This window comes from Escherichia sp. E2562, assembly GCF_005781075.1.
Classification (GTDB): Bacteria; Pseudomonadota; Gammaproteobacteria; order Enterobacterales; family Enterobacteriaceae; genus Escherichia.
Window position 1 is genome coordinate 105,756 of sequence record NZ_VATM01000017.1, and the last position, 15,579, is coordinate 121,334.

Genomic DNA, 15,579 nt, shown 5'->3' on the forward strand with positions numbered 1-15,579 from the left:
AGTGAATGGCCGTACTGGGATTACAGGGGGTGCGGGGAGGTGTGGGTACAACAACCATCACCGCCGCGTTGGCCTGGGCATTGCAAATGTTGGGAGAAAATGTCCTGGTGGTTGATGCCTGCCCGGACAATTTGTTGCGCTTGTCGTTCAACGTTGATTTTACCCATCGTCAGGGCTGGGCCAGAGCCATACTGGATGGTCAGGACTGGCGAGATGCCGGGATGCGCTATACCTCGCAGCTCGATCTACTGCCTTTTGGTCAGTTATCCATTGAAGAGCAAGAGAATCCCCAGCACTGGCAAACTCAGTTGAGTGCAATTTGCGAAGGCTTGCAGCAGCTGCAGGCCAGTGGGCGTTATCAATGGATTTTGATCGACTTACCGTGCGACGCCTCGCAGATAACGCATCAAATCCTGAGCCTGTGCGATCACTCGCTGGCAATCGTTAAAGTGGATGCTAACTGCCATATTCGGCTGCATCAGCAAGCACTACCTGCTGGCGCGCATATATTGATTAATGATTTCCGCATTGGCAGCCAGGTACAGGAAGATATTTACCAGTTGTGGTTGCAAAGCCAGCGCCGGTTACTGCCAATGTTGATTCATCGCGATGAAGCGATGGCTGAATGCCTGGCGGCGAAACAGCCGTTAGGTGAATACCGCAGTGATGCGCTGGCGGCGGAGGAAGTTCTGACGCTGGCAAACTGGTGCCTGTTGAACTATTCCGGTCTGAAAAAGCCAGTCGGGAGCGCGTCATGAGTATCTTGACCCGGTGGTTGCTTATCCCGCCGGTCAACGCGCGTCTTATCGGGCGTTATCGGGATTATCGTCGTCACGGCGCCTCGGCTTTCAGCGCGACGCTTGGCTGTTTTTGGCTGATCCTGGCCTGGGTGTTCATTCCGCTTGAACACCCGCGCTGGCAGCGTATTCGCGCAGAACATAAAAACCTTTACCCACATATCAACGCTTCGCGTCCGCGCCCGTTGGATCCGGTCCGTTATGTCATTCAGACTTGCTGGTTGTTGATCGGCGCTTCACGCAGAGAGACGCCAAAACCACGCTGGCGGGCATTTTCTGGCCTGCAGAATATCCGTGGGCGTTACCATCAATGGATGGACAAACTGCCAGAGCGTGTCAGCCAGAACACGCAACATCTTGATGAGAAAAAAGAACTGGGCCATCTGAGCACCGGAGCACGGCGTTTTATTCTTGGCGTCATTGTGACTTTCTCGCTGATTCTGGCGCTAATTTGCGTCACTCAGCCTTTTAACCCGTTGTCGCAATTTATCTTCCTGATGTTGCTGTGGGGCGTGGCGCTAATGGTGCGGCGTATGCCAGGGCGCTTCTCGGCGTTGATGTTGATTGTGCTGTCGCTGACTGTCTCGTGTCGCTATATCTGGTGGCGATATACCTCGACGTTGAACTGGGATGATCCGGTCAGCCTGGTATGTGGCTTAATCCTGCTATTTGCGGAAACTTATGCGTGGATTGTGCTGGTGCTTGGCTACTTCCAGGTGGTATGGCCACTGAATCGTCAGCCAGTACCGCTGCCGAAAGACATGTCGCAATGGCCGTCGGTGGATATCTTTGTACCGACCTACAACGAAGATCTCAGCGTGGTGAAAAACACCATTTATGCTTCGCTGGGTATCGACTGGCCGAAAGACAAACTCAACATCTGGATCCTCGATGACGGCGGCAGGGAAGAGTTTCGCCAGTTTGCGCAAAACGTGGGGGTGAAATATATCGCCCGAACGACGCATGAACATGCGAAAGCAGGCAACATCAACAATGCACTGAAATATGCCAAAGGCGAGTTCGTGTCGATTTTCGACTGCGACCACGTTCCCACACGCTCGTTCCTGCAAATGACCATGGGCTGGTTCCTGAAAGAAAAGCAGTTGGCGATGATGCAGACGCCTCACCACTTCTTCTCACCAGATCCGTTCGAACGCAACCTGGGGCGTTTTCGTAAAACGCCGAACGAAGGCACGCTGTTCTACGGTCTGGTGCAGGACGGTAATGACATGTGGGATGCCACTTTCTTCTGCGGTTCCTGTGCGGTGATTCGGCGTAAGCCGTTGGACGAGATTGGCGGCATCGCGGTCGAAACCGTGACTGAAGATGCGCATACTTCTCTGCGTTTACACCGTCGTGGCTACACTTCCGCTTATATGCGTATTCCCCAAGCGGCGGGGCTGGCGACTGAAAGCCTTTCGGCGCACATTGGGCAACGTATCCGTTGGGCGCGCGGAATGGTGCAAATCTTCCGTCTTGATAACCCGCTTACTGGTAAAGGGCTGAAGTTCGCTCAGCGGCTGTGCTACGTCAACGCTATGTTCCACTTCTTGTCGGGGATTCCACGGCTGATCTTCCTGACCGCACCGCTGGCGTTCCTGCTGCTGCACGCCTACATCATTTACGCGCCTGCGTTGATGATTGCCCTGTTTGTGCTGCCGCATATGATTCACGCCAGCCTGACCAACTCGAAGATTCAGGGTAAATATCGCCACTCCTTCTGGAGTGAAATCTACGAGACGGTGCTCGCCTGGTATATCGCCCCGCCGACGCTGGTGGCGCTGATTAACCCGCACAAAGGCAAATTTAACGTCACCGCCAAAGGTGGTCTGGTGGAGGAAGAGTACGTCGACTGGGTGATCTCGCGACCGTACATCTTCCTCGTATTACTCAACCTGGTCGGTGTTGCTGTCGGCATCTGGCGTTACTTCTATGGCCCGCCGACTGAAATGCTCACCGTGGTCGTTAGTATGGTTTGGGTGTTCTACAACCTGATTATTCTCGGCGGTGCAGTAGCGGTATCGGTAGAAAGCAAGCAGGTACGTCGTTCGCACCGTGTTGAGATGACCATGCCAGCGGCGATTGCCCGGGAAGATGGGCATCTTTTCTCCTGCACCGTTCAGGACTTCTCTGACGGCGGCCTGGGGATCAAGATCAACGGTCAGGCGCAGATTCTGGAAGGACAGAAAGTGAATCTGCTGCTCAAACGCGGTCAGCAAGAGTATGCCTTCCCGACTCAGGTTGCGCGCGTGATGGGTAACGAAGTGGGGCTGCAATTGATGCCGCTCACTACCCAGCAACATATCGATTTTGTGCAGTGTACGTTTGCCCGTGCGGATACATGGGCGCTCTGGCAGGACAGCTACCCGGAAGATAAGCCGCTGGAAAGTCTGCTGGATATTCTGAAGCTCGGCTTCCGTGGCTACCGCCATCTGGCGGAGTTTGCGCCTTCTTCGGTGAAGGGCATTTTCCGTGTGCTGACTTCTCTGGTTTCCTGGGTTGTTTCGTTCATTCCGCGTCGCCCGGAGCGGAGCGAAACGGTACAACCATCGGATCAGGCTTTGGCTCAACAATGATGATAACGCGATGAAAAGAAAACTATTCTGGATTTGTGCAGTGGCTATGGGGATGAGTGCGTTCCCCTCTTTCATGACGCAGGCGACACCGACGACGCAACCACTGATCAATGCTGAGCCAACTGTGCCTGCCCAGGCGGAGCAAAATCCGCGGGTCGGACAGGTGATGCCAGGCGTGCAGGGCGCGGACGCGCCCATCGTGGCGCAGAATGGCCCTTCGCGCGATGTGAAGCTGACCTTTGCGCAAATCGCGCCGCCGCCGGGTAGCATGGTACTGCGTGGCATTAACCCAAACGGCAGCATAGAGTTTGGTATGCGCAGTGATGAAGTGGTGACGAAGGCGATGCTTAACCTTGAATATACGCCGTCGCCATCACTGCTGCCGATACAGTCACAGTTGAAAGTCTATCTGAACGATGAGTTGATGGGCGTGCTGCCAGTGACCAAAGAGCAGTTGGGTAAAAAGACGTTGGCGCAAATGCCGATTAATCCGCTGTTTATCACCGACTTCAACCGCGTGCGGCTGGAGTTTGTTGGTCATTATCAGGATGTCTGTGAAAACCCGGCCAGCACAACGCTCTGGCTGGATGTTGGACGCAGTAGCGGACTGGATCTGACATATCAATCACTGAATGTGAAAAATGATCTGTCGCACTTCCCGATTCCGTTTTTCGACCCGAGGGATAACCGAGCCAATACGTTGCCGATAGTTTTTGCTGGTGCGCCGGATGTTGGTCTGCAACAGGCTTCGGCGATTGTTGCGTCGTGGTTTGGTTCGCGTTCTGGCTGGCGCGGACAGAACTTCCCGGTACTCTATAATCAGCTTCCGGACCGCAATGCGATTGTCTTTGCGACCAATGACAAGCGACCTGACTTCCTGCGCGATCATCCGGCAGTAAAAGCCCCGGTGATTGAGATGATCAACCATCCGGAGAATCCTTACGTCAAATTGTTGGTGGTCTTTGGGCGTGATGACAAAGATCTATTGCAGGCGGCGAAAGGCATTGCTCAGGGCAATATTTTGTTCCGTGGTGACAGCGTAGTGGTGAACGATGTTAAACCGCTATTGCCACGTAAACCGTACGATGCGCCAAACTGGGTGCGAACCGATCGTCCGGTCACCTTTGGTGAGCTGAAAACCTATGAAGAACAGTTACAGTCCAGCGGGCTGGAGCCGGCAGCGATTAATATCTCGCTGAACTTGCCGCCAGATCTCTACCTGATGCGCAGCACCGGTATCGATATGGATATCAACTATCGCTACACCATGCCGCCGGTGAAAGATAGCTCGCGGATGGATATCAGCCTGAACAACCAGTTCCTGCAATCTTTCAACCTGAGCAGTAAACAGGAGGCGAACCGCCTGCTGCTGCGGATCCCGGTGTTGCAAGGTTTGCTGGATGGTAAAACCGATGTCTCCATTCCGGCGCTGAAACTGGGGGCGACCAACCAGTTGCGTTTCGATTTTGAGTATATGAACCCAATGCCGGGTGGTTCGGTAGATAACTGTATTACCTTCCAGCCGGTGCAGAATCACGTCGTGATTGGTGACGACTCTACCATCGACTTCTCGAAGTATTACCACTTCATCCCGATGCCGGATCTGCGCGCGTTTGCAAATGCGGGCTTCCCGTTCAGCCGGATGGCGGATTTGTCGCAAACCATTACCGTGATGCCAAAAACACCAAACGAAGCGCAGATGGAAACACTGCTTAATACGGTGGGCTTTATTGGTGCACAGACGGGCTTCCCGGCGATCAACCTGACGGTGACCGATGATGGCAGCACCATTCAGGGGAAAGACGCCGATATCATGATAATTGGCGGTATCCCGGACAAGTTAAAAGATGACAAGCAGATCGATCTGCTGGTGCAGGCTACCGAAAGTTGGGTGAAAACGCCGATGCGCCAGACTCCGTTCCCCGGCATTGTACCTGACGAAAACGACCGCGCAGCAGAAACTCAGTCCACGCTGACCTCTTCTGGTGCGATGGCGGCGGTGATTGGCTTCCAGTCACCGTATAACGACCAGCGCAGCGTAATTGCGTTACTGGCGGATAGTCCACGCGGTTACGAGATGCTCAACGATGCGGTGAACGACAGCGGTAAACGCGCCACTATGTTTGGTTCCGTAGCGGTGATTCGCGAGTCCGGTGTTAACAGCCTGCGCGTTGGCGACGTCTATTACGTCGGTCATCTGCCGTGGTTTGAACGTTTATGGTACGCACTGGCGAACCATCCGATTCTGCTGGCGATACTGGCGGCAATCAGCGTGGTGCTACTGGCATGGGTACTGTGGCGTCTGCTGCGCATCATCAGCCGTCGTCGTCTTAATCCGGATAATGAGTAATCGATGATGAAAGTTTTGCGTAGTGGGATCGTGACGATGCTGCTGTTGGCTGCCTTCAGTGTTCAGGCAGCCTGCAACTGGCCTGCCTGGGAGCAGTTCAAAAAGGATTACATCAGTCAGGAAGGGCGCGTCATTGACCCCAGTGATGCACGCAAAATTACCACCTCTGAAGGGCAAAGCTACGGCATGTTCTTTGCCCTGGCGGCTAATGATCGTGCGACATTTGACAACCTACTTGACTGGACCCAGAACAATCTTGCTCAGGGGGCCTTAAACGAACATTTGCCTGCCTGGCTGTGGGGCAAAAAAGAGAACAGAAAGTGGGAAGTGCTGGACAGCAATTCGGCCTCTGATGGTGATATCTGGATGGCCTGGTCGTTGCTTGAGGCGGGGCGATTGTGGAAAGAGCAGCGTTATACCGACATCGGCAGCGCATTGTTAAAACGCATTGCGCAAGAGGAAGTGGTGACGGTGCCGGGGCTGGGGTCCATGCTGTTACCGGGAAAAGTCGGCTTTGCCGAGAATAACAGCTGGCGTTTGAATCCGAGTTATCTACCACCGACGCTGGCGCAGTATTTCACCCGCTTTGGCGCGCCCTGGACTACGCTGCGCGAAACGAATCAACGTTTGCTGCTGGAAACTGCCCCGAAAGGTTTTTCGCCTGACTGGGTGCGTTATGAAAAAGATAAAGGCTGGCAGCTGAAAGCTGAAAAAACGCTGATCAGCAGCTATGACGCCATTCGCGTTTATATGTGGGTCGGCATGATGCCAGATACTGATCCGCAAAAAGCACGGCTGTTAGCGCGTTTTAAACCGATGGCGACATTTACTGAGAAGAACGGCTATCCGCCGGAGAAAGTTGATGTCGCGACGGGTAAAGCGCAAGGGCAAGGGCCGGTAGGTTTTTCTGCGGCTATGTTGCCATTTCTTCAGGACCGTGACGCGCAGGCTGTACAGCGCCAGCGTGTGGCAGATAACTTTCCTGGCAGCGATGCCTATTACAATTATGTGCTGACCCTGTTCGGACAAGGCTGGGATCAACACCGTTTCCGCTTCTCGACAAAAGGTGAGTTATTACCGGACTGGGGCCAGGAATGCGCAAATTCACACTAAACATCCTCACACTTTCCCTCGGTCTGGCTGTGATGCCGATGGTCGAGGCGGCGCCAACCGCCCAGCAACAGCTACTGGAGCAGGTACGAGTTGGCGAAGCGACTCACCGCGAAGACCTGGTGCAGCAGTCGCTGTATCGTCTGGAACTTATTGATCCGAATAACCCGGACGTCGTTGCTGCCCGTTTTCGCTCTCTGTTACGGCAGGGTGATGTTGATGGGGCGCAAAAACAACTCGACCGATTGTCGCAATTAGCGCCGAGTTCAAACGCTTACAAATCGTCGCGGACGACGATGTTGCTTTCCACGCCGGATGGTCGTCAGGCATTGCAACAAGCACGATTGCAGGCCACCACCGGGCATGCGGAAGAAGCCGTGGCGGGTTACAACAAACTGTTCAACGGGGCGCCGCCGGAAGGTGACATTGCCGTCGAGTACTGGAGTACCGTGGCGAAAATTCCGGCTCGCCGTGGCGAAGCGATTAATCAGCTAAAACGCATCAATGCGGATACGCCGGGCAATACGGGCCTGCAAAACAATCTGGCGCTATTGCTGTTTAGCAGCGATCGCCGTGACGAAGGTTTTGCCGTACTGGAGCAGATGGCGAAATCGAACGCCGGTCGTGATGGTGCCTCTAAAATCTGGTACGGGCAGATTAAAGACATGCCTGTCAGCGATGCCAGCGTGCAGGCGCTGAAAAAATATCTCTCAGTATTTAGCGATGGCGACAACGTGGCTGCTGCACAATCGCAACTGGCAGAACAACAAAAACAACTGGCCGATCCTGCTTTCCGTGCCCGTGCGCAAGGTTTAGCGGCGGTGGATTCAGGTATGGCGGGTAAAGCCATCCCCGAGTTGCAACTGGCGGTGCGTGCTAACCCGAAAGACAGTGAAGCGCTGGGGGCGCTGGGCCAGGCGTATTCTCAGAAAGGCGATCGCGCCAATGCGGTGGCGAATCTGGAGAAAGCCCTCGCGCTGGACCCGCACAGCAGCAACAACGACAAATGGAACAGCCTGCTGAAAGTGAACCGTTATTGGCTGGCGATCCAACAGGGCGATGCCGCGCTTAAAGCGAACAATCCTGATCAAGCGGAACGGTTATTCCAGCAGGCGCGCAATGTAGATAATACTGACAGCTATGCGGTGCTGGGGCTGGGTGATGTGGCGATGGCGCGCAAAGATTACCCTGCAGCCGAACGTTATTATCAGCAGACGCTGCGGATGGACAGCGGCAACACCAACGCCGTGCGCGGTCTGGCGAATCTTTATCGCCAGCAATCGCCGGAAAAGGCTGAAGCATTTATTGCCTCGCTCTCTGCCAGCCAGCGGCGCAGCGTTGACGATATTGAACGTAGTCTGCAAAACGACCGTTTGTCACAGCAGGCCGAAGCGCTGGAAAAACAGGGCAAATGGGCGCAAGCAGCAGCACTTCAGCGCCAGCGACTGGCACTGGACCCAGGCAGTGTGTGGATTACTTACCGACTTTCGCAGGATCTCTGGCAGGCCGGACAACGCAGCCAGGCTGATACTCTGATGCGCAATCTGGCGCAGCAGAAGCCGAACGACCCGGAGCAGGTTTACGCCTACGGGCTGTATCTCTCCGGTCATGATCAGGACCGGGCGGCACTGGCGCATATCAACAGCCTGCCGCGCGCGCAGTGGAACAGCAATATTCATGAACTGGTGAACCGACTGCAAAGCGATCAGGTGCTGGAAACAGCCAATCGCCTGCGTGAAAGCGGCAAAGAAGCCGAAGCGGAAGCGATGCTGCGTCAGCAGCCGCCTTCCACACGCATTGATCTCACCCTGGCCGACTGGGCGCAGCAACGGCGCGATTACACCGCCGCCCGCGCGGCTTATCAGAACGTCCTGACGCGCGAGTCGAATAACGTCGACGCCATTCTTGGTCTGACGGAAGTGGATATCGCTGCTGGTGACAAAGCGGCGGCACGTAGCCAGCTGGCGAAACTGCCCGCCACCGATAACGCCTCTCTGAACACTCAGCGGCGCGTGGCGCTGGCGCAGGCGCAGCTTGGCGATACCGCAGCGGCGCAGCAGACATTTAACAAGCTGATCCCGCAGGCAAAATCTCAGCCGCCGTCGATGGAAAGCGCGATGGTACTGCGCGATGGTGCGAAGTTTGAAGCACAGGCGGGCGATCCAAAGCAGGCGCTGGAAACCTACAAAGACGCGATGGTCGCATCCGGTGTGACCACGACGCGTCCGCAGGATAACGACACCTTTACCCGACTGACCCGCAACGACGAGAAAGATGACTGGCTGAAACGCGGCGTACGTAGCGATGCGGCGGACCTCTATCGTCAGCAGGATCTTAACGTCACCCTGGAGCACGACTACTGGGGATCGAGCGGCACTGGCGGATACTCCGATCTGAAAGCGCACACCACCATGTTGCAGGTAGATGCGCCCTATGCGGACGGACGAATGTTCTTCCGCAGCGATTTCGTTAATATGAATGTCGGCAGTTTCTCCACCAACGACGACGGCACGTGGGACAACAACTGGGGGACCTGTACGTTACAAGATTGTAGCGGCAATCGCAGTCAGTCGGATTCTGGCGCAAGCGTGGCGGTCGGCTGGCGAAATGACGTCTGGAGTTGGGATATTGGCACCACGCCGATGGGCTTCAATGTCGTGGACGTGGTCGGTGGCGTTAGTTACAGCGATGATATCGGGCCGCTTGGCTACACCGTTAACGCCCATCGCCGACCTATTTCCAGTTCATTACTTGCCTTCGGCGGACAGAAAGACTCTCCGAGCAATACCGGGAAAAAATGGGGCGGCGTACGTGCCGATGGTGTGGGGTTAAGTCTGAGCTATGATAAAGGCGAGGCAAACGGCGTCTGGGCATCACTTAGCGGTGATCAGTTAACCGGAAAAAATGTCGAAGATAACTGGCGCGTGCGCTGGATGACGGGCTATTACTATAAAGTCATCAACCAGAATAATCGTCGCGTCACTATCGGCCTGAACAACATGATCTGGCATTACGACAAAGACCTGAGTGGGTACTCACTTGGGCAGGGCGGCTACTACAGCCCGCAGGAATATCTGTCGTTTGCCGTACCGGTGATGTGGCGTGAGCGCACGGAAAACTGGTCATGGGAGCTGGGCGCGTCTGGCTCATGGTCGCACTCGCGCACTAAAACCATGCCGCGTTATCCGCTGATGAACCTGATTCCGAATGACTGGAAAGACGACGCCGCTGACCAGACCAACGGTGGCAGTAGCAGCCAGGGCTTTGGCTATACGGCGCGGGCGTTACTTGAACGACGCGTTACATCCAACTGGTTTGTCGGCACGGCGATTGATATCCAGCAGGCGAAAGATTATGCGCCAAGCCATTTCCTGCTCTACGTACGGTATTCTGCCGCCGGATGGCAGGGCGATATGGATTTACCGCCACAGCCGCTGATACCTTACGCCGACTGGTAAGTTTTCAGATAGCGCCTCTCTTAATGCCGCTGCGATCGGGTATACTCGGGCGGCAGTCTGGGATTTCCGGGGGAGAGATAATTTGCGCGTTAGTCGTTCGTTAACAATCAAGCAGATGGCAATGGTGGCGGCCGTTGTTCTGGTGTTTGTCTTTGTTTTTTGCACCGTTTTGCTGTTCCACCTGGTACAGCAGAATCGCTATAACACGGCTACGCAACTGGAAAGCATTGCTCGTTCTGTCCGCGAACCCTTGTCCTCAGCCATCCTCAAAGGGGATATTCCCCAGGCGGAGGCCATTCTCTCCAGCATCAAACCTGCGGGCGTGGTCAGCCACGCAGATGTGGTGCTGCCTAACCAGTTCCAGGCGCTGCGTAAAAGTTTTATTCCTGAACGCCCGGTGCCGGTAATGGTTACCCGACTGCTCGAACTACCGGTGCAAATCTCGCTGGGCGTTTACTCGCTGGAGCGCCCGGCAAACCCACAACCGATTGCCTATCTGGTGTTACAGGCGGATTCCTTCCGCATGTATAAGTTCGTGATGAGTACGCTCTCCACGTTAGTGACCATTTACTTACTTTTGTCGCTCATCCTGACAGTGGCGATTAGTTGGTGTATTAACCGACTGATATTACATCCTTTACGCAATATTGCTCGTGAGCTGAACGCCATTCCACCGCAAGAGATTATCGGCCATCAGCTGGCGCTGCCGCGTCTGCATCAGGACGATGAAATAGGTATGCTGGTGCGCAGTTATAACCTTAACCAGCAACTGTTGCAGCGTCATTATGAAGAGCAGATCGAAAACGCGATGCGCTTCCCGGTGTCGGATTTGCCAAACAAAGCCCTGCTGATGGAGATGCTGGAACAGGTGGTGACGCGTAAACAGACTACTGCGCTGATGATTATCACCTGCGAAACCCTGCGCGACACCGCCGGTGTGCTGAAAGAGGCGCAGCGGGAAATCCTGCTACTTACGCTGGTGGAAAAACTCAAGTCGGTGCTGTCGCCGCGCATGGTTCTCGCGCAGGTCAGTGGCTATGACTTCGCTGTTATCGCCAACGGTGTGCAGGAGCCGTGGCACGCTATTACGTTAGGTCAGCAAGTACTCACTATCATGAGCGAGCGCTTGCCTATTGATCGCATTCAACTGCGCCCACACTGTAACATCGGCGTGGCGATGTTCTATGGCGATATCACCGCCGAACAACTTTATGGTCGTGCTATTTCTGCGGCGTTTACCGCGCGTCATAAAGGGAAGAATCAGATTCAGTTCTATGATCCGCAGCAGATGGAAGCCGCTCAACAGCGGCTGACGGAAGAGAGCGATATCCTTAATGCGCTTGAAAATCATCAATTTGCGATTTGGCTACAACCACAAGTTGAGATGACCAGCGGCAAGTTAGTCAGCGCGGAAGTGTTATTGCGTATCCAGCAACCGGATGGGAGTTGGGACCTACCGGATGGGTTAATTGATCGTATTGAGTCTTGTGGACTGATGGTTACCGTCGGTCACTGGGTGCTGGAAGAGTCATGCCGACTGCTTGCCGCCTGGCAGGAGCGCGGCATTATGCTGCCATTATCGGTGAACATCTCAGCGCTGCAACTGATGCACCCGAATATGGTGGCGGATATGCTGGAACTGCTAACGCGCTATCGTGTTCAGCCAGGAACGCTGATTCTGGAAGTGACAGAAAGCCGACGCATTGATGACCCTCACGCGGCGGTGGCAATCCTTCGTCCGCTGCGCAACGCCGGAGTACAGGTGGCGCTGGATGATTTCGGTATGGGCTATTCAGGGTTGCGTCAGTTGCAGCATATGAAATCTCTCCCGGTGGACGTTTTGAAAATCGACAAAATGTTCATTGATGGGTTACCGGAAGATAGCAGCATGATTGCCGCGATTATCATGTTGGCGAAAAGCCTGAATCTGCAAATCATTGCTGAAGGCGTAGAGACAGAAGCACAACGTGACTGGTTGGCAAAGGCGGGCGTTGGTATTGCTCAGGGCTTCCTCTTTGCACGTCCACTTCCCATTGAAATCTTCGAAGAAAGTTACCTGGAAGAAAAATAGCTACCCCAAACTGATTACAAAACTTTAAAAAGTGCTGGTTTGTGCGAGCCAGCTCAAACTTTTTAACATTTTTGTTTCAATTATGATCCAGGTACATTTCTGTGATGTTGTCTGGGTGTTATTTTAAGGCCGCAGGTACCCCATAACCTTACAAGACCTGTGGTTTTACTAAAGGACACCCTATGAAAACCTCTCTGTTTAAAAGCCTTTACTTTCAGGTCCTGACAGCGATAGCCATTGGTATTCTCCTTGGCCATTTCTACCCTGAAATAGGCGAGCAAATGAAACCGCTTGGCGACGGCTTCGTTAAGCTCATTAAGATGATCATCGCTCCCGTCATCTTTTGTACCGTCGTCACTGGCATTGCGGGCATGGAAAGCATGAAGGCGGTCGGTCGTACCGGCGCAGTCGCACTGCTTTACTTTGAGATAGTCAGTACCATCGCGCTGATTATTGGTCTTATTATCGTTAACGTTGTACAGCCAGGTGCTGGAATGAACGTCGATCCGGCGAGTCTGGATGCGAAAGCGGTAGCCGTTTACGCCGCGCAGGCGAAAGACCAGGGCATTGTCGCCTTCATTATGGATGTCATCCCGGCGAGCGTCATTGGCGCGTTTGCCAGCGGTAACATTCTGCAGGTGCTGCTGTTTGCCGTACTGTTTGGTTTTGCGTTGCACCGTCTGGGCAGCAAAGGCCAGCTGATTTTTAACGTTATCGAAAGTTTCTCGCAGGTCATCTTCGGCATCATCAATATGATCATGCGCCTGGCACCGATTGGGGCGTTTGGGGCGATGGCATTTACCATCGGTAAATACGGCGTCGGAACACTGGTGCAGCTGGGGCAGCTGATTATCTGCTTCTACATCACCTGTATCCTGTTTGTGGTGCTGGTACTGGGTTCAATCGCTAAAGCGACCGGTTTCAGTATCTTCAAATTTATCCGCTACATCCGTGAAGAACTGCTGATTGTGTTGGGAACATCGTCTTCCGAATCGGCGCTGCCACGTATGCTCGACAAGATGGAAAAACTCGGCTGCCGGAAATCGGTGGTGGGGTTGGTCATCCCGACAGGCTACTCGTTTAACCTTGATGGCACATCGATATACCTGACGATGGCGGCGGTATTTATCGCCCAGGCTACCAACAGTCAGATGGATATCTTCCACCAAATCACGCTATTAATCGTGTTGCTGCTTTCTTCTAAAGGGGCGGCAGGGGTTACGGGCAGTGGCTTTATCGTGCTGGCGGCGACACTTTCAGCCGTAGGCCATTTACCGGTGGCGGGTCTTGCGCTGATCCTCGGTATCGATCGCTTCATGTCGGAAGCTCGTGCGCTGACTAACCTGGTCGGTAACGGTGTAGCAACCATCGTGGTCGCTAAGTGGGTTAAAGAACTGGACCACAAAAAACTGGACGATGTGCTGAATAATCGTGCGCCAGAAGGCAAAACGCACGAATTATCCTCTTAATCTCACCTCTTATGCCCGCACTCCCTTCCCCGAGTGCGGGTGTTTGCGCATAATTGCCCCCTGTGCCTGAACTTACCACCTGGGTGAGTTCAGGTTTATTTCACTTCTTCCGTGACATTTCCATGTTCTTGCGGTCTAACACGAAGTGTTTTTAACGTTATTCAGACTGACCGATAACGGGCAGTCTTTTATTACCAGGATAGTTGATCAGGGGTTCACATGCAGGGCACAAAAATTCGACTTTTAGCGGGCGGTTTGCTGGTGATGGCCACTGCTGGCTATGTGCAGGCAGATGCGCTCCAGCCTGATCCAGCATGGCAACAGGGGACGCTCTCCAACGGTTTACAGTGGCAAGTGTTGACCACGCCCCAGCGTCCCAGCGATCGTGTTGAAATTCGCCTGCTGGTTAATACTGGTTCGCTCGCCGAAAGTACCCAACAGAGCGGTTATAGTCATGCCATTCCCCGCATCGCGCTGACGCAAAGCGGTGGCCTTGAAGCGGCACAGGCACGTTCATTGTGGCAACAGGGGATCGACCCTAAGCGCCCGATGCCACCGGTGATCGTTTCTTACGACACCACGCTGTTTAATCTTAGTCTGCCAAATAACCGTAACGACTTGCTGAAAGAGGCGCTCTCTTATCTGGCAAATGCCAGTGGCAAACTGACCATTACACCAGAAACCATCAACCACGCGCTGCAAAGTCAGGACATGGTGGCAACCTGGCCTGCCGACACCAAAGAAGGCTGGTGGCGTTATCGCCTGAAGGGATCGACTTTATTAGGTCACGATCCTGCCGATCCGCTGAAACAACCCGTTGAAGCGGAAAAGATTAAAGATTTCTACCAGAAATGGTACACCCCGGATGCAATGACGCTGCTGGTGGTGGGGAACGTTGATGCGCGCTCGGTTGTAGACCAAATCAACAAAACGTTTGGCGAACTGAAAGGCAAACGTGAAACACCGGCTCCGGTGCCGACGCTTTCTCCTCTGCGTGCGGAAGCGGTGAGTATTATGACCGATGCGGTACGTCAGGACCGGTTATCCATCATGTGGGATACGCCGTGGCAGCCGATTCGTGAATCAGCCGCACTGCTGCGCTACTGGCGTGCGGACCTGGCCCGTGAGGCGCTGTTCTGGCACGTTCAGCAAGCATTAAGCGCCAGTAACAGTAAAGACATTGGTCTTGGATTTGACTGCCGTGTGCTGTATCTGCGTGCGCAGTGTGCCATCAACATCGAGTCACCAAACGACAAGCTGAACAGCAACCTTAATCTGGTGGCGCGTGAGCTGGCGAAAGTTCGTGATAAAGGTCTGCCGGAAGAAGAGTTCAATGCTCTGGTGGCGCAAAAGAAACTGGAGTTGCAGAAATTGTTTGCCGCCTATGCGCGAGCTGATACCGATATTCTGATGGGCCAGCGGATGCGTTCGTTGCAAAATCAGGTTGTCGATATCGCGCCGGAGCAATATCAGAAACTGCGTCAGGATTTCCTCAACAGCCTGACGGTAGAAATGTTAAATCAGGATTTGCGTCAGCAACTGTCGAACGACATGGCGTTAATTCTGTTGCAGCCGAAAGGTGAGCCGGAATTTAACATGAAAGAGTTGCAGGCCGCATGGGATCAAATCATGGCCCCATCGACTGCGGCTGTGACTACATCCGTAGCCACGGATGACGTCCATCCTGAAGTTTCGGATATTCCACCCGCGCAGTAATAAATAACCCGGCAGCGTTTCTTCTGCGCTGC

At 54.0% G+C, this 15,579-nt stretch carries 8 protein-coding genes; all 8 read left to right on the forward strand.

The genetic code is table 11. From position 1 onward, the window contains the following. Positions 1-5: 5 nt before the first annotated feature. The 8 genes from bcsQ to FEK43_RS19255 all read left to right on the forward strand — a co-directional run bounded on the left by bcsQ (position 6) and on the right by FEK43_RS19255 (position 15,547). Positions 6-758 carry a cellulose biosynthesis protein BcsQ gene (gene bcsQ / locus FEK43_RS19220; protein WP_135408238.1) on the forward strand — a complete coding sequence of 251 codons (753 nt, stop codon included), beginning with the start codon at positions 6-8 and terminating at the stop codon, positions 756-758. Then, entirely contained in the window at positions 755-3,373 is a 2,619-nt protein-coding gene (bcsA, locus tag FEK43_RS19225) for a UDP-forming cellulose synthase catalytic subunit (protein WP_135488607.1), read from the forward strand. The genes bcsQ and bcsA overlap by 4 nt, the downstream gene beginning before the upstream one ends. Positions 3,374-3,383: 10 nt before the next feature. After that, a complete protein-coding gene (gene bcsB / locus FEK43_RS19230; RefSeq protein ID WP_130210110.1) occupies positions 3,384-5,723 on the forward strand; it encodes a cellulose biosynthesis cyclic di-GMP-binding regulatory protein BcsB in 2,340 nt (779 codons plus the stop codon). Between the two features lie 6 nt (positions 5,724-5,729). Then, positions 5,730-6,836, forward strand: coding sequence for a cellulose synthase complex periplasmic endoglucanase BcsZ (bcsZ, locus tag FEK43_RS19235; RefSeq protein WP_135408325.1), 1,107 nt, complete (start codon positions 5,730-5,732; stop codon positions 6,834-6,836). Next, a complete protein-coding gene (gene bcsC / locus FEK43_RS19240) occupies positions 6,818-10,291 on the forward strand; it encodes a cellulose synthase complex outer membrane protein BcsC (RefSeq protein WP_135408236.1) in 3,474 nt (1,157 codons plus the stop codon). Before bcsZ ends, bcsC begins: the two co-directional genes overlap by 19 nt. A gap of 82 nt (positions 10,292-10,373) precedes the next feature. Then, positions 10,374-12,362 (forward strand): biofilm formation regulator HmsP, encoded by a 1,989-nt coding sequence (hmsP, locus tag FEK43_RS19245; RefSeq protein WP_135408234.1) that lies wholly within the window; start codon positions 10,374-10,376, stop codon positions 12,360-12,362. Positions 12,363-12,544: 182 nt separating this feature from the next. Then, a complete protein-coding gene (dctA, locus tag FEK43_RS19250) occupies positions 12,545-13,831 on the forward strand; it encodes a C4-dicarboxylate transporter DctC (protein ID WP_130210116.1) in 1,287 nt (428 codons plus the stop codon). Between the two features lie 219 nt (positions 13,832-14,050). Further along, complete coding sequence (locus FEK43_RS19255; protein ID WP_130210118.1) at positions 14,051-15,547, forward strand: pitrilysin family protein; 1,497 nt, start codon at positions 14,051-14,053, stop codon at positions 15,545-15,547. The last annotated feature ends 32 nt before the right edge of the window (positions 15,548-15,579 follow it).

Excerpts from the sequence above, each read along its gene's own strand:
- bcsQ (WP_135408238.1), top strand. The coding sequence starts at position 6 with ATGGCCGTACTGGGATTACAGGGGGTGCGGGGAGGTGTGGGTACAACA.
- bcsA (WP_135488607.1), top strand. The coding sequence starts at position 755 with ATGAGTATCTTGACCCGGTGGTTGCTTATCCCGCCGGTCAACGCGCGT.
- bcsB (WP_130210110.1), top strand. The coding sequence starts at position 3,384 with ATGAAAAGAAAACTATTCTGGATTTGTGCAGTGGCTATGGGGATGAGT.
- bcsZ (WP_135408325.1), top strand. The coding sequence starts at position 5,730 with ATGAAAGTTTTGCGTAGTGGGATCGTGACGATGCTGCTGTTGGCTGCC.
- bcsC (WP_135408236.1), top strand. The coding sequence starts at position 6,818 with ATGCGCAAATTCACACTAAACATCCTCACACTTTCCCTCGGTCTGGCT.
- dctA (WP_130210116.1), top strand. The coding sequence starts at position 12,545 with ATGAAAACCTCTCTGTTTAAAAGCCTTTACTTTCAGGTCCTGACAGCG.
- FEK43_RS19255 (WP_130210118.1), top strand. The coding sequence starts at position 14,051 with ATGCAGGGCACAAAAATTCGACTTTTAGCGGGCGGTTTGCTGGTGATG.